Origin of the sequence: Pseudosulfitobacter pseudonitzschiae (genome assembly GCF_002222635.1) — a bacterium.
GTDB lineage: Bacteria > Pseudomonadota > Alphaproteobacteria > Rhodobacterales > Rhodobacteraceae > Pseudosulfitobacter > Pseudosulfitobacter pseudonitzschiae_A.
This window is the reverse complement of record NZ_CP022415.1, coordinates 1,477,162-1,492,727: the sequence shown is the minus strand read 5'-3', so window position 1 is coordinate 1,492,727 and position 15,566 is coordinate 1,477,162. Positions and strand designations below refer to the sequence as shown.

The following is a 15,566-nucleotide window of genomic DNA, read 5'->3' as shown; positions in this document are numbered from 1 at the left end:
CGGATATGTCGAAGACCCCGCTGACCACACGCACGGGTGCGCATCTGGCCGAGCTTGCAGCCCAGGTACGGCAGGTCGAACTGTTGATCGGTGCGCATTTCAAGCATCTGGATATGACCGAAGCGGATTTTCTGACCGGCATGCAAAAGCTGGATTATTTGCACCAGTCCTTGATGGATATTTCCGAGTTGGTCAGACAGTTTCGCGAGCCGGATCAGCAGCACGACAGCTTGTGCGACTCGGTGCGGTTGGAAAGCACTCGGCAGTTGATCCACAACGACGGGAGCAATGCCGGTCAAACCGGCACTGCAGGGGCATTGGATCTGTTTTAGGAGGCCGTAAGAGCCGCAATTCAGCATTCGATTTCCGCTTTGGTACGGTCAACGCGGACATCATTGTTTGATCGTAGATGCGGGTTGATCAGACGCGCAATGCAACTGCGACGTCAGGGCGCAACTTGCACCTGCGTAGTGAAGCCTTCGCTTGCGATGATGCAGCAAGAGCACTTGCGCGCGGCGATGCGATACAAGCTGCGCGCGTGCTCTGGCACATTCAGGTCACGCGGTGACCTCAGAAGGTTGGATCGCCTAAGAACAGGACGAATAATGTGATTGAACCGGCATTTTGAAACACCTGCCGAAATGCTATGCGCGAGCAAGCTGCTGACAATCTCTGTCCGGTGGCGTTCTTCGCCGCCAAACTCGTATTTCAAACGTCAGAACTTCTCGTGGATCACCCTTGCCCCATTTGCTGGCACGGCCCCTTCGCCCAACTCCGGCTAGAACAGCTCAAGATCATTGCCCTTGGGTGGGGTCTGAACACTTGTCCGTGGCTCGTCAATAATATCGGTCGAGATGCGTTGCAGCACGCGGCCTGTTGCAGGCCAGAACCGGATGTTGCGGGCATTTGTGCCGCCAAAAGAATGACCGTCGCAGGTGATGCCCTCACGCGCCAGAAAATCTAGCGTGAACTGGGCATTCGCCTCTCCGATGTCTGAAAGACCGTTCACCATGCGGGCACCGCCAAAAGCTTTACCGCGCAGCGACTCCCGCCGGGCGCCGGCTTTGATCAACTCGTTGATCAACACTTCCATCGCGTTGATGCCAATCAAATTGTCGCTCAGGCTGGCATCGCCGCGCACGGTTAACAGCATGTGGTTCATCCCGCCCACCTTTGCGTCGGGATCCCACAGGCAGCAGGCCACGCAAGACCCGAGAAGCGTGGTGATCACCACATCGGGATCGCACGACGCCGCGTGTTGACCTTGAGTGATGTGCATGCGTGTTTCTTTCATGCCGAAGCATCCCTCAAAGGTGCGGGCCCGGAAGGTTTCTCAAGGCAGTGGCACAAGGTGTTCAGCATCCGCAACGTGCAGTCCCAGACAGATTTCAGGCACGATTGCCATTATAAACCTGTTATGACGTCAATGCGTGAACGGGCGCTTAATCTACCTGCTGAGTTTTACCGTATCGCATGGAAACCCGCCAAATCCACGCGATTAAACTTGATTGTGCACGAATGTTTGATATCCATCAATTTCGGGATCGTGGGAGGATCACAGGTCTCGTTAGGGAGGATTATCATGAAGTTTAAAAATATCGCTCGCGTTGCGGCTTTGGCCATTGTCGCGCCCGCAACACTGTTTGCACAAGATACCACATTGCGTTTGTCGCATTGGGTGCCCGAAGGCATCGCGCCCGCGTCCAAAGGTATCACGCCTTGGGCCAAAGACGTCGAAGAGGCCTCGGAAGGGCGCATTGCCATTCAGGTTTTTCCGGCACAACAACTGGGCAAGGCACCTGACCATTACGATATGGTCAAGCAGGGCATCGTCGATTTTGCATGGGTCAACCCCGGCTATACTGCGGGTCGTTTTCCGATTTATGCCCTGACCGAAGTGCCGTTTCTGGTCGACGATTCCGTGCGCGGGGCCAAGGCGATCCACGAATGGTACGCCGAATTTGGCGCCCCTGCGGAAATGCCGGATGTAAAGGTATGCTTTGTGCATCCCCATGCCCCCGGCACGCTGCACTCCAAGGACAAGATCACCGCACCCGAAGGCATCAAGGGCAAAAACATCCGACCTGCACACGCCACGATGGCACGTTTCGTCAGCCTGCTGGGCGGCGGACCGGTTCAGGTGCCAGCACCCGAAGTTCGCGAGGCCCTGTCGCGCGGCACAGCCGAGGCTGTGACATTCCCGTGGGGTGCGATGTACGACTTCAAACTGACCGACGAAGTCCAGCAGCATCTTGATATGCCGTTTTATATGTCGGCACAGATTCTGTTGATGAACCCCGACAGCTATGCGGGCCTGTCTGATGCGGACAAGGCTGTGATCGACAGCCATTGCACGCCCGAGTGGTCTTCGAATGTGGCCCAAGGCTGGTTTGACGATGACATGGCCGCCCGTGAAAAGCTGATCGCTGATTCCGAACAGACGTTGAACGTGCCGACCGAAGAAGAAGTCGCTGCATGGCGCACCGCAGCCGAACCGTTGATCGCCGAATGGCGCGACAACGTTACGGCTGCCGGTGGCGACGCTGATGCGATCTTTGACGGGTTCGTCAAATCGCTTGAAGCGAACGACGCGCGTTACTGATCACGCCTGAAAACAGGCCGCGCGGCACACCCAACAGGTGCCGCGCGGCTCTGAACCCGTGGAAAGGAAGCGGTTTATGTCCACCGAGCGGCGTGGCGACGGCAACCGGATTGTCGGCAAAATTATCCAAAATATCGAACGGGTTGCGGGCATCATGCTGGGCCTTGTCACGGTGCTGATCGTGGTGTCGGCCATCGGGCGTTATGGCTTTGCCCGTCCGGTGCCGGATGTTTTTGACGTCTCGCGGCTGGTACTGGGGATTGCGATTGCATGGGGGCTGGCCAGTCTTGGATTTCACGGCACCCATATCAAGGTTGATTTGCTGGCATTGTCCGTGCCCAAGCCGGTGCAAATTGCGATCAACGGCTTTGCCTGGCTTGTGCTGTTGGGCTTTACCGCGCTGCTGACATGGAAAATCGGTGAACGGGTGATGGATGCGATGGGCGGTGGCGACGTGACGATGGAGTTGCGTCTGGCCCACTGGCCGTTTTTCGCAGCGATCTGGCTGGGGATGGTGGCGGCGCTGTTCACCACCGCAGTGCGGCTGGTGATTATTGTGCGCGATGGCCGTGATCTGGGCGAATTCGACGCCTTTGACGAAACACTTCTGCAGGACAGTGATCAAAAATGAGCGGTGAATGGGTGGCCGGCGGCGGCTTTGTGGTTTTGTTTGCATTGATGATCCTACGTGTGCCGATCGGGGTGGCGATGGGGTTGGTGGGTATTGGCGGCTTTGGCGCGGTGGTGGGCATGAAACCTGCACTGAACCTGCTGGCACAGTCACCGATCAGCACCATCACGGATTTCAACCTGACACTGATACCGTTTTTTGTCCTGATGGGGGTTTTGGCGACCAACTCGGGCATGTCATCCGAGCTGTTTCGCACGGGACGTGCTTGGCTGGGCGGCTTTCGTGGCGGTCTGGGGCTGGCGACGGTTGGCGCTTGTGCAGGCTTTGCCGCGATTTGCGGTTCATCGGTGGCCACAGCCGCCACAATGACCAAGATTGCCTATCCCGAAATGAAGAAGGCCGGCTATCCCGATGATGCCTCGACCGGTATCATCGCGGCAGGCGGCACCTTGGGCATTCTGATCCCGCCCTCTGTGGTGCTGGCGATCTACGGGTTTATCACCGAACAGGACATCGGCACCTTGTTTATTGCAGGCATCGTGCCCGGTATTCTGGCGGTGTTCATGTATATGGCCACCGTGCGCATCTGGTACGCGCGCACCCTGCCCGCCAGCGATACATTCTCGTTCCTCGATGCATTCGCATCGCTGCGCGGAGTCTGGGCCGTGGGTCTGCTGTTCATCGCCGTGATTGTGTCGATCTACTTTGGCATCGTCACCGCAACCGAAGCAGCGGCGGCGGGCGCATTTCTGACCGCGCTGATCGGGTTCGTGCGGCGACGACTGAATTTGGCCAAGCTGCTGGATTGCCTGGTCGAAGCTCTGCGCACATCGGTTGCCATCTATGTGGTGCTGATCGGTGCGACGCTGTTCGGATATTTTCTGGCGATCACGCAGGTGCCCCAGGACCTGACACAATTCCTGTTGGATTTGGGCGCGGGCCGCTATGGCACGCTGCTTTTGATCATGTTGCTGTTTCTGGTACTGGGCTGTTTTCTGGATGCGATGGCCATGATCATTCTGATGGTGCCCATCGTCTTTCCGGTCATCACCGAGCTGGGATTTGATCCGATCTGGTTCGGCATCATCATCGTCATGACGGTCGAACTGGGCCTGATCACGCCGCCCATCGGCATGAACGTCTTTGTGATCAATTCGATCGCCACACGTGTCAGCCTGCCCACGATCTTCAAGGGGGTTCTGCCCTTTGTGTTGGTCGATGTTCTGCGGTTGCTCTTGCTGATTGCCTTTCCGGCCATCGTTCTGTTCCTGCCGGGCAGCATGAACTGATATGTTCCCACTGCCCGAAACCGACACCGCCCTGATCCCGCAAGATTTGCAGGATCGGGTGTCGTTTCGGATACGGCAGTTGCAGATTCTGGCCTATAAACGCTTCGAGAAGGTGATCACAGACTTTGGCAGCGCACCGCGATACTACGGGATGCTCAAGATCATTGCTGCAAACCCCGGCATCGCGCAAATCCGACTGGCCGAAGCGATATTCCTCGATCGGTCCAGTCTGGTTCCGATCATCGAAACACTGACACACGAGGGCTGGCTGGTCCGCAAGCCCGCAGCCGAAGACCGGCGCGTGCGGCGGGTCTATCTGACCGACGAGGGTCTGCGCAGGTTATCCTTGCTCGAGGTCGAAGTGAACCGCCACGAGGCACGAATGACCAAGGGCCTGAGCCCGCAAAGTATGGCGACCCTGCGCGAGGGGTTGGAGCAGATGGCGGTCAATCTGACAGAGCAGGACCAGACCACAAAGGATTGACCAGCCCGCCCCAAGGTCGAAATGATTTTGTGGCCGCTTCCGAAGGCTGATCCTGCTCTTGCCATTGTCCGTTGCTGCGGTTGCATCAAAATCAGGCAGGACAGAGGCCCTGTCCCAAAATCTCGACTTCGGCGCGGACTCTCGTTGCAGAAATAAATTTTGCGGTCTAACATTTGATCAAATTGGTACGGTGCAGTGCTTCAAGCTTGGTAAACCATCGCAATGCAGGTGGTTTGTTTCAGATCAAGCCGGGGGCAACAAGCAAGATCGCACTCAAGCCATAGCTTAGAAAAGGTGAAGTCAACGAACTTCTACCTCAGGGAGAAAACTCACGTGACCGCAGCAATCAGTGTGCGCAACCTTCGCAAAGTTTACCCCGGCTCGCCCGAGGTTGTCGCGTTGGCAGATGCCAGTATCGACATTCAGGACAATGAGTTCTTCACCCTTTTGGGGCCATCGGGCTGTGGCAAAACCACGCTGCTGCGGATGATCGCCGGGTTTGAACACCCCACTTCTGGCAGTCTGAAGATGCACGGCGAAGACCTGTCGAACTTGCCCCCCTACAGGCGCCCCGTGAATACGGTGTTTCAAAGCTATGCGTTGTTTCCGCACCTGACGGTGGCGCAGAATATTGGCTTTGGTCTGGAAATGCTGGGCAAGCCCAAGGACGAGATCAAACAAACTGTCGGCGAGATGATGGAGCTGGTAAAGATGAGCCAGATGGCCGACCGCCAGACCGGCCAGATTTCCGGCGGCCAGCAGCAGCGGGTGGCGTTGGCCCGCGCGCTGGCGCCGCGCCCCAAGGTTTTGCTGCTGGACGAACCGCTAAGCGCCTTGGACTTCAAGCTGCGCAAGGACATGCAGCTGGAGCTTAAACGCCTGCAAATGGAAACTGGCATCACCTTTATCTTTGTCACCCATGATCAGGAAGAAGCGCTGACCATGTCCGACCGCATCGCGGTGATGAGCGCGGGCACCATTCGCCAGATCGGCGGGCCACGTGCCATCTATGACCATCCCGCCGAACGCTTTGTGGCGGATTTCATCGGGGACACGAATTTTGTCCCCGCGCACGTCGCCACGAACAATGGTGCCGAAGCTGATGTGACCCTGTCGTCGGGCAAGACGATCACCGCGCGGATGCCAGAGGGTGAATCCATGCAGGGCAAAGTGACATTGGCCGTGCGCCCCGAACACGCCAGCATTGCAACCGAAGCCGACGGGTTGCTGCCAGGAACGCTGTCCGAGATCGTCTATTTCGGCACTGACACCCATTACCATATCGCTCTGGACGACGGCACAGGCTTTGTTGTGCGCCGCCAGAACCGCCCCGACGAGACCGCCGGCTTTGCCACAGGCGATCGTATTGGCATCCACTTTGCGCCCGGTGTCGGGCAGGTTCTGAGAGACTGATATGACAGATATCTCTCACCCCGCCACGCCGCTTGCCAACGACGTTGAAAAACGCGCCAGCCGCGTGCGCTGGCTGTTGCTGGCTCCGGTGCTTCTGGTGCTGCTCTTTGCCGCCTCTGGTCCGCTGCTGATCACGCTGGTCTATTCGATCCTGACACCGGGTGAATATGGTGGCGTCATCTGGCAGCCCTCTGCGGATGCTTGGTTCAATGTCATCTTGCAGCGCGACATCTTTGACGACACGCTTAGTTGGTCCGACGCGCATCTGTCGATTTTCTGGCGGTCGGTAAAGCTGTCGCTGATGACCACCGTGGGCTGTATCGTTTTTGGCTTTCCCACCGCCTATTTCATCGCGACACGGCCCAAGCACCAACGCGATATGTGGATGTTGCTGATTATCATCCCGTTCTGGACCAACATCCTGATCCGCACCTTTGCCGTCGTCGAACTGATCCGCAACGAAGGCACGCTGAACACGCTGCTGATGTGGACCGGCATCATCGACGAGCCAATCCAGATGCTGTTCACCGAATTTTCCATCCTTGTGGGCATGATCTATGTCTATCTGCCGCTGATGGTTCTGCCGATGTATGCGTCGATGGAACGGCTGGATTTCTCCTTGGTTGAGGCGGGCTATGATCTTTATGCCACGCGGATGCGGGTGTTGAAGCGTATCATCCTGCCGCTGGTCAAACCGGGGGTAATTGCGGGGTCAATTCTGGTCTTTGTGCCTTCGTTGGGTGCCTATGTCACGCCGCGTGTGATGGGTGGCGGCAACCAGTTGATGATCGGTAACCTGATCGAGTTGCAGTTCGGACAGGGCCGCAACTGGCCGCTGGGGGCAGCCTTGTCGATCACGCTGCTTGCAATCGTAATGGTGGCGCTGATGGCTTATGTGCGCACCGCAGGAGACGAGGCCCCCCGACATGGCTAAACGCTTTGATATTCAACATATGCCGGGGTTCAAGACGATCGCGGCGGTCACTTTCGTGCTGCTTTACATGCCGATTTTTCTGCTGGTGATCTATTCGTTCAACTCCGGCACCTCGATCGCGATCTGGGAAGGTTTCTCTTGGCGCTGGTATGTCTCTGCTTGGGACAACCAACAGGTACAAGAGGCCACCGTGCGCAGTCTGGTCATCGCCTTCTGGGCCTCAGGCATTTCAACCACGCTGGCGGTTCTGGCTGCCCTTGCCACCACCCGCACGCGGAAGTTTAAAGGTCAGTCGGTGGTCTTTGCCATGATCAACCAACCACTGATGGTGCCCGAGATTGTAACCGCCGTGGCGCTGTTGATCTTCTTTGCGATGATCAAGGTGGCCACGGGGTACACCGGCCTTTTGTACCTGATCATTGCCCACACCGCGTTCTGCATCCCCTTTGCCTATCTGCCGATCCGTGCGCGGCTGATCGGGATGGATCTGGCGCTGGAACAGGCCGCCGCCGATCTTTATGCGCCGCCTTTCCGTGTCTTTACGCGCATTACCCTGCCGCAACTGTGGCCAGGTATCCTTGCGGGGGCGATGCTGGCATTCGTGATCAGTCTGGACGACGTGGTGATCACGGAGTTTGTAAAATCTGCCGGGCAAGATACGCTTCCCACTTATATGCTGGGGCAATTGCGCCGCGTCGTAACGCCCGAGGTCAACGCGATCTCGACCGTCCTGCTGGGGATTTCGGTGACGATGGTCGTCGCCTTTACCGCGCTCAGCAAACTAAAGACCTGAACCATAAAAACACCAACTGGGAGTCTGAAAATGAAAAAGACACTGACAAGCATCGCCGCCTTGATGGCGATCAGCAGCCCGGCTTTTGCCGAGGGCACGCTGAATATCTACAACTGGGGTAACTACACCAGCCCCGAGATGATCGAGAAGTTTGAAGCCGAAACCGGCATCAAGGTGACGATCACCGATTACGACAGCAACGATACTGCATTGGCCAAGATCAAAGCTGGTGGCCACGGATTTGATATTGTCGTTCCATCAGGAACTTACGTGCCGATCTTCATCAAAGAAGGTCTGCTGATGGAATCCAAACCCAACGAAATGGAAAACTTCAAGAACATGGACCCGCAGTGGGTTGATGTGGAGTTTGACCCCGGCCGCAATTACACCGTGCCGTGGCAATGGGGCACCGTGGGTGTGACTGTGAACACCGCCGTCTATGGTGGCGACATCAACACCGCTGCCGTGATCTTTGATCCGCCCGAAGAGTTGAAAGGCAAGATCAACGTGGTTCCCGAAATGAACGACGTGATGGGCATGGCGATCCACTATGTCGGTGGCGAACAATGTACCGAAGACAAAGAAACGCTGATGAAAGTCCGCGACGTCATGCAAGCGGCCAAGCCGTTCTGGCTGTCGATGGACTATGGCAATATCGAAAAATTCGCCAAGGGCGATCTGTCCGCCGGTGTGAACTGGAACGGCGCGTCGTTCCGTGCACGGGTTGAAAATGCGGACATCGCATTTGGCTATCCGCAAGAAGGTTATCCGGTCTGGATGGACAACGCGGCCATTCTTGCCGACGCCCAGAACGTCGACAACGCCAAGACCTTCCTGAACTTCATCATGGACCCCGAAAACGCGGCCATGTTGTCGACATTTGCACGTTATGCCAACGGCATCGCGGGCTCGGAAGAATTTCTGCCGGCGGACATGAAAACAGCGCCCGAAGTTGTGGTCCCCGAGGAGTTGAAGGGTGCCGCATATATCGCCCGCACTTGCTCGCCCGCAGCGACCAAGCTGTATACAGCGATCTGGACAGAACTTCTGAAATAAGCAAACCCCGCGCGGCCCCTCATAATGGGGGCCGCGTTTTTCTTTTACGAGGCGCACATGACTGCTGACATCATCATCTACAATGGCCACCTGATCACCTTTGACCCCGATCTGCCGCAGGCACAGGCCTTGGCCATTTCCAATGGACGGATCACCGCCATTGGCGATGATGCTATGGTCAAGGGGTTGGGCAATGACGACACCCGTATGATCGACGCCAAAGGCGGCACCGTGCTGCCGGGCTTTATCGACAGTCACGTGCATCTGTTCGGCGGCTCGGTCGAACTGTCGCAACTCAGCCTTTATGGTGTAAATGGCTTGGACGAAATGAAGCAGGCGATCGTGCCCTATGCCGATGCCAATCCTGATGACGCGCTGGTGTTCTGTGTGATGGCTGACTACGGCATCCTTGGCACCGGCCACACGCTGACGCGCCATGATCTTGATACGATCCTGCCCGACCGCCCCTTGGCAATGTTTGCGCCCGATCACCACACCGTCTGGGCCAATACCGCTGCCCTCAAGGCGGCGGGGTTGCTGCAGGGTGGCACTGTCGATGCCGGATCGCAGATCGTGATGGCGGATGACGGACTGGCCAGTGGCGAGCTTCTGGAACCCGGCGCCTATGGTCCGATCCTTGCGATGACGCGCCACGCAGGCCGCGAGATGATGGGGCTGACCACCGGCAAAGATCCGGTGCCTCCCGCCACCAAAGACCAGCGCGAGATGGACAAGGATGTCATCGAGGCCGGCCTGAAACATTGCGCCGAACAGGGCATCACCAGCCTGCATTTGATGGATGGCAATACCTACCAATTGGAACTGCTGAGCGAGCTTGAGACCGAAGGCCGCCTGCTGTGCCGTTGCGAAGTGCCCTTTCACATGAAAGGCACCGACCCGCTTGACCGGATGACCCGCGACGCGCCGGAAATGCGCGCGCGTTTTCAGGGCGATAAACTGCGGTGCAACCGTGTGAAAATGTTTATCGACGGGGTGATCGAAAGCGGCACAGCGCTGATGCTGCGCCCCTATCCCGGCGATCTGGGTGCAGATGGCAACACCGGCGATGAAGTGTTCACCCAAGAGCATTTTGTCGCCTGCGCTGTCGAGGCAGACCGACTGGGTTTCCAGATCGCGGTTCATGCAATCGGTGACGCAGGCGTGCGGCGCACCATCGACGCCTATGAGGCTGCACAAAAGGCCAACGGTGCGCGCGACAGCCGCCACCGCATTGAACACCTTGAGGTCATGCACACCGATGACATCCCGCGTCTGGCCGGGTTGGGCATTGTGGCGTCGATCCAGCCCGGCCATGCGCCGCGCGGTCATATCTTTCCACCCAGCGGCGTGGGGCAATATTTGCACGACGACCAGATCGCCGGCGCCTATGCCTGGCAGGACATCCGCGACACGGGGGCGGCAGTGATCTTTTCGACCGACTGGCCGGTGATCCCGATCAGCGTCATGGACAATATCAAGGCCGCGATCGCACCTATGGATCTGGGGCCGAAGTGGCGCAACCAGACGCAAAGCCTGACCGACACGCTGGCCAGCTATACCCGCGACAACGCATGGGTCGAGTTCAACGAAGATCGCAAGGGCAAGCTCAAGGCAGGCATGATGGCCGATGTGGCAATCCTCAGCCATGATGTGACCACGCTGGACCCCGCCGACATCACACAGGCCCGTGCAGTGATGACTGTCTGCGATGGTCAGGTGACCTTCTACGCCCAGTGAACAACTGGTGGTCATGTGATCTTGCACAGGGCCACCAATCTATCCCTCTGCTGACAAAGGCATTCGCCGTTTGCCCGTGATCAACAACGTGACCGGAAGGTAATCAAAGGGCTGAAGAACGCGCTTTAACCCCGCAATGTATGCCAACCGAATTTTCGATGTGCGGCGGCTTGGCCAGCATAGGGCCGAGCGCTCAAAGCCTTACGCCGCGCGGCAAAAAGGCCGCCAAAGGCGGCCCATTCAAACCCAACAAAAAGGCATGATGGCGGAGCGACAGGGATTCGAACCCTGGAGACGGTCTCCCGCCTACACACTTTCCAGGCGTGCGCCTTCGACCACTCGGCCACCGCTCCGTTCGGGCGACATAGCGTGGGACGGACAGCGTTTGCAAGAGGCAATCGGGCCAGATTGTCAGTTGTCGAGATGAATGTAGATGCGGCGGTTCATCCGGCCCTTTTTCTCGATCTTTCCCAGACGCAATTGGCCGATTTCGCCGGTCCGCGCCACATGGGTGCCTCCACAGGGTTGCACGTCGATGGCAGAAGCTTTGTCCCCGATGCGCACCAACCGCACCCGCCCTGCCCCGCGTGGCGGTTTTACGGCCATTGTCTTGATCAATCTGGGGTTTGCGTCCAGTTCTTTGGCGCTCATCCAGTCTTCGGACACCTGCGCATCTTCCATCACATAATAGTTTAACGCATCTTCGATGGCTGCCCTGTCTTCGGGGGCATCGGCCATGTCGAAATCCAGCCGCCCGTGGTTGGCACTGATCGCCCCGCCAGTGACACCAAAGGGCACGACCACCGACAGCAGATGCAATGCCGTGTGCACGCGCATGTGGCGGTGGCGGCGGTCCCAGTCCAGCGATTGCGTGACATAGGTGCCGATACACGGCAGCGGCTGCGGCTCGGCAGGAACAAGGGCGATCTGGTCGTCTTGTGCCTTGAGCGTGGTGGCAATGGGCACCCGCTGGCCGTCCCACTCCAACACACCGCTGTCACCGGGTTGTCCACCTCCTGTGGGGTAGAAAACCGTGGTGTCCAGCACCACGCCCCCCTCTGGGGTATGGGCCACCACACGTGCGTCTGCGTCCCGCAGATAGGCGTCATCGCGAAACAGCATGTGGGTCATCAGGCACGGTCCGGTGTATCTGGGGCGCCCGCGTCGGGATCTGAATCGTTCAACGTTTCGTCCGGCTGCCCCTTGGGTGTGGCACCGGTTGCCATTTTGACAGGTTCGGATTTGACGGGCTCGGACGATTGCGCGCCACCTTGCAATGCCTCTGGATTGCGCAGCCAGATGTCGCGCTGTGCAAAGGGAATCTCGATGTTTTCCTCTTTGAAGCGTGCAGCGATCTGGTGGTTCATATCGTTGCGCACCGCCAGCACCCAGTTCACATCGCGCAAAATCGCGCGAATTTCGAAATCCAGCGCATCCGCGCCGAACCCCATAAAAAGCACGTTGGGCGCAGGGTTCGCCAAAACCATCGGATGTGCCCCCGCAATCTCGCGCAGGATGTTGTCAACGCGCATGGTGTCGGTGCCATAGGCCACGCCAACCTGCAAAATCAGACGGCCCACGGTGTTGCCGCGGGTGTAGTTTGTCACTGTTCCGCTGACCAGATCGGCGTTGGGCACGATCACATCTGTGCGGTCAAAGGTTTCGATCCGCGTCGAGCGTACGGATATATCGCGGACATAGCCCTGCTGACCGCCAACCTCGATCCAGTCGCCTTCCGAAATCGGGCGTTCGATCAACAGGATGATTCCCGAGACAAAGTTGCTGACGATGTTTTGCAGACCAAAACCGATACCCACGGACAGTGCACCGGCAACGATGGCCAGCGATGACAGATCAATCCCCGCCGAGGTGATCGCCACCAAAGCGGCCAGAAAAATACCGACATAGCCCACACCCGAGACCATTGCGATCTGGCCGCCCGGATCAATCTTGGTCTTGGGCAGAACCGATGTCTTCAACGTACCCTGCAGCGCGCGGGTCAGGAACATGCCGGCCACGAACACCACGATCAGCGTTACAAAAGACCCCGGTGACAGCGTAGTGTCGCCGATGGCGATGCCCGCCCGTGCGCGTGCCCACAGTTCGGTCAGATCGGTCACCCGCGCGCCCCAGATCAGCGCAAACAGCGGCACCGAGGCCAGCAACAGCACAAAGCCGATCAGCGTCGGCATCAGACCGATGGCACCGGTCGGGGACTTGGAGAAGAACGCATAGGCGTTGTTCACCGCTTCTTGCAGCAGGGCGATAGTGGCGAACAGCGCCAGCGACAGGATCGCGGGATAGATCAGCGCCTCGGAGGCGGTGACATAGCCTGCGGCTGCCAGCAGTGGCGCCACGACAGACACCAGCATTGCCGCCTGCCCCAGCAGCGACACCAGCCGGTTGCGATAGGCGTTTTCCTCGGTCAGCGAACTGCCGCCCAAGGCGGCGTCGTGGTGGCGCAACAATTGCCCCACACGAAAGGTCAGCACACTGGCCAGCACGATCAGCGGAAACGACAGGACATTGTCGGCAGCGGCAGTAAAGCGGTCAAAGTCTGACAGGTTCATGACCAGCAGGTTGGCCGCCAGCAGGATGCCCAGCAGCATCGAATAAAGCCGCCCCTCGGTGCGGCGCACGTCGTTCAAACCCAGTGGGCTGTTAACCTCATGGGCTGCGGGAAAGATGCGGCTGCCGATCCAGCGGGCGAAAAAGACGCAAATACCCATCGCAGGCAGCACCTGCAAAAACAACGCGCCGCGCGGGCCATAAAGCTGGGTGGCCCCAAGCGCACGGATCAGCGCATAAATGCCCAGCAGCGGGAAAATAATCTGTCCCAGCGACACGACAAATCCGGCAAATTCGCTGCGCGCCTGTGTGTCACGTCGCGCCAGACGCACGGCAACCTGTTCGCTCCATGTGCGCGAGCGCGCCAAAAGCACAGCCGCCAGCGCCACAAGCACCAACACCAGCGGCAGGTTGTTCTGCGCCTCTTCGCGGCGTGCGGGGGTTGACCACGCTTGATAGGTGCCGCCCCAGACCGCGCGCAGGGACTGGCCCAGATCGCTTAGCGCACTGCCCCACAGGGCCGGATTGACCGGCGCGGGTCCACGGTTGAGCAATTTGTCGGCCTGACGTGTACGCAGGATCGAATCGATCTCGGAAATGATGCCATTGGCACGGCTGAACGCTTCTTCGGCCGAACGGCGCGGCGTGGTCAGTCGTGTCAGCTGTTCGTTCAACTCGGCCCGGCGCTGCGCAATCTCGGGTGCCTCTTCGCCCTCGCCATCGGCGGGTGGCTCGCCCAAGGCTGCCAACTGGTCGCGCAAAGTCGCAATTCGGCTGTCGTTGCCGGACAGTTGCGTCTGAAACTCACCGCGCCAGTCAGCGATTTGCGACCGCAATGTTGTCAGCGCACTGTCCGACGCTTGCGCGGATTCAACGGCCTCTTCAGCCCGTGTGGCAACCACTTCCCATTCGGAATAATCCGGCGCGTTGGCTGCAGTCTGCTGTGCCCAAACAGGTGATACGGCAGCCACAGACCCCAGCGCCAGAAACAACGCTGTCAAGAGAATGGAAAGGGTGCGCATCATCAATCCTCGAAGACGCCGGGAATGCTGGACGGTGCTTGGGTCATCCAGTCGGCAACCGGCAGCCCCTTTTCGCGCAGGAAATCGGGGTTGAACAGTTTGGACTGATAGCGTGTGCCATAATCACACAGAATGGTCACAATGGTATGCCCCGGACCCATCTCGCGGGCCATGCGGATCGCACCGGCCACGTTGATACCGGACGACCCCCCCAGACACAGCCCTTCATGCTCAAGCAGATCAAACACGATGGGCAGTGCTTCGTCATCGTGGATGTTCCATGCAAAATTGGGCGTAAACCCTTCAAGGTTCTTGGTGATGCGCACCTGCCCGATGCCTTCGTTGATGGAAGAGCCGTCGGTCACGCTCAGATTGCCGTGATCGTAGAAATTATAAAGCGCTGCCCCGTCGGGGTCAGCCAGACCGATTTTTACGCCCTTGGGTTGGAGGGATTCGGCAACACCGGCCAAAGTCCCACCAGACCCCACGGCAGCGACAAAACCGTCCACCTTGCCGCCGGTTTGTTCCCATATCTCGGGGCCGGTGGTTTCGACGTGAGCCTGACGGTTTGCCACGTTGTCGAACTGATTGGCCCAGATTGCACCATTTGGTTCGGTTTTGGCGAGTTCGGCAGCCAAACGACCCGAATAGCGCACAAAGTTGTTCGGATTACGATAGGGCGCGGCGGGCACCTGTATCAGCTCTGCCCCAGCCAGACGCAGCATGTCTTTTTTTTCCTGACTCTGCGTTTCGGGGATCACGATGACGGTGCGAAAGCCCAAAGAAGAGCCGACCAGCGCCAGACCGATGCCGGTGTTGCCGGCTGTGCCCTCGACAATGGTGCCGCCCGGACGCAGTTCGCCGCGGGCGATGGCGTCGCGGATGATGAACAGGGCCGCACGATCCTTGACTGATTGGCCGGGGTTCATGAACTCGGCCTTGCCCAGAATGGTACAACCGGTTTCTTCACTGGCCTGACGCAGTTTGATCAGCGGGGTGTTTCCAATGGCCTCGGCCAGATCGTTTGCAATGCGCAT

General features: G+C 58.4%; 14 protein-coding genes and 1 tRNA gene. 10 read left to right on the top strand and 5 right to left on the bottom strand.

Translation table 11 applies throughout. The features are described 5' to 3' along the window. Window positions 1-5: 5 nt before the first annotated feature. Window positions 6-332, top strand: a complete 327-nt coding sequence (locus SULPSESMR1_RS07225) for a hypothetical protein (protein WP_157728979.1) — start codon at window positions 6-8, stop codon at window positions 330-332. A gap of 446 nt (window positions 333-778) precedes the next feature. On the opposite strand, the gene SULPSESMR1_RS07220 is transcribed toward SULPSESMR1_RS07225, so the two are convergent. Then, window positions 779-1,294 (bottom strand): chemotaxis protein CheD, encoded by a 516-nt coding sequence (locus SULPSESMR1_RS07220; RefSeq protein WP_089420210.1) that lies wholly within the window; start codon window positions 1,292-1,294, stop codon window positions 779-781. A 288-nt stretch (window positions 1,295-1,582) separates the two neighbouring features. On the opposite strand from SULPSESMR1_RS07220, the gene SULPSESMR1_RS07215 reads away from it, so the two are divergent. From SULPSESMR1_RS07215 to SULPSESMR1_RS07175, 9 genes are all read left to right on the top strand, one after another. Beyond that, a complete protein-coding gene (locus tag SULPSESMR1_RS07215; RefSeq protein ID WP_089420209.1) occupies window positions 1,583-2,602 on the top strand; it encodes a TRAP transporter substrate-binding protein in 1,020 nt (339 codons plus the stop codon). A gap of 76 nt (window positions 2,603-2,678) precedes the next feature. After that, the gene (locus tag SULPSESMR1_RS07210) at window positions 2,679-3,233 is read left to right on the top strand and encodes a TRAP transporter small permease (protein WP_089420208.1); all 555 of its coding nucleotides are present in this window, start codon (window positions 2,679-2,681) and stop codon (window positions 3,231-3,233) included. Continuing rightward, a complete protein-coding gene (locus SULPSESMR1_RS07205) occupies window positions 3,230-4,522 on the top strand; it encodes a TRAP transporter large permease (protein ID WP_089420207.1) in 1,293 nt (430 codons plus the stop codon). The genes SULPSESMR1_RS07210 and SULPSESMR1_RS07205 overlap by 4 nt, the downstream gene beginning before the upstream one ends. Window position 4,523: 1 nt before the next feature. Then, on the top strand, window positions 4,524-5,006 hold the full coding sequence (locus SULPSESMR1_RS07200; RefSeq protein ID WP_089420206.1) for a MarR family winged helix-turn-helix transcriptional regulator: 483 nt from the start codon (window positions 4,524-4,526) through the stop codon (window positions 5,004-5,006). A gap of 333 nt (window positions 5,007-5,339) precedes the next feature. Next, a complete protein-coding gene (locus tag SULPSESMR1_RS07195) occupies window positions 5,340-6,419 on the top strand; it encodes an ABC transporter ATP-binding protein (protein ID WP_275888350.1) in 1,080 nt (359 codons plus the stop codon). A gap of 1 nt (window position 6,420) precedes the next feature. After that, on the top strand, window positions 6,421-7,353 hold the full coding sequence (locus tag SULPSESMR1_RS07190) for an ABC transporter permease (RefSeq protein ID WP_089420204.1): 933 nt from the start codon (window positions 6,421-6,423) through the stop codon (window positions 7,351-7,353). Beyond that, the gene (locus SULPSESMR1_RS07185; RefSeq protein ID WP_089420203.1) at window positions 7,346-8,146 is read left to right on the top strand and encodes an ABC transporter permease; all 801 of its coding nucleotides are present in this window, start codon (window positions 7,346-7,348) and stop codon (window positions 8,144-8,146) included. Before SULPSESMR1_RS07190 ends, SULPSESMR1_RS07185 begins: the two co-directional genes overlap by 8 nt. 30 nt (window positions 8,147-8,176) lie before the next feature. Then, a complete protein-coding gene (locus SULPSESMR1_RS07180; RefSeq protein WP_089420202.1) occupies window positions 8,177-9,202 on the top strand; it encodes an extracellular solute-binding protein in 1,026 nt (341 codons plus the stop codon). A gap of 57 nt (window positions 9,203-9,259) precedes the next feature. After that, window positions 9,260-10,939 carry an amidohydrolase gene (locus tag SULPSESMR1_RS07175; RefSeq protein ID WP_089422201.1) on the top strand — a complete coding sequence of 560 codons (1,680 nt, stop codon included), beginning with the start codon at window positions 9,260-9,262 and terminating at the stop codon, window positions 10,937-10,939. Window positions 10,940-11,202: 263 nt separating this feature from the next. Here SULPSESMR1_RS07175 and SULPSESMR1_RS07170 read toward each other — a convergent pair. The 4 genes from SULPSESMR1_RS07170 to SULPSESMR1_RS07155 all read right to left on the bottom strand — a co-directional run bounded on the left by SULPSESMR1_RS07170 (window position 11,203) and on the right by SULPSESMR1_RS07155 (window position 15,566). After that, window positions 11,203-11,292 (bottom strand) — tRNA-Ser (locus SULPSESMR1_RS07170). A 58-nt stretch (window positions 11,293-11,350) separates the two neighbouring features. Then, window positions 11,351-12,070, bottom strand: coding sequence for an alanyl-tRNA editing protein (locus tag SULPSESMR1_RS07165; RefSeq protein WP_089420201.1), 720 nt, complete (start codon window positions 12,068-12,070; stop codon window positions 11,351-11,353). Next, the gene (locus tag SULPSESMR1_RS07160) at window positions 12,070-14,532 is read right to left on the bottom strand and encodes a DUF3772 domain-containing protein (protein ID WP_250161472.1); all 2,463 of its coding nucleotides are present in this window, start codon (window positions 14,530-14,532) and stop codon (window positions 12,070-12,072) included. The genes SULPSESMR1_RS07165 and SULPSESMR1_RS07160 overlap by 1 nt, the downstream gene beginning before the upstream one ends. Continuing rightward, window positions 14,532-15,566, bottom strand: a complete 1,035-nt coding sequence (locus SULPSESMR1_RS07155) for a cysteine synthase A (protein WP_089420200.1) — start codon at window positions 15,564-15,566, stop codon at window positions 14,532-14,534. The genes SULPSESMR1_RS07160 and SULPSESMR1_RS07155 overlap by 1 nt, the downstream gene beginning before the upstream one ends.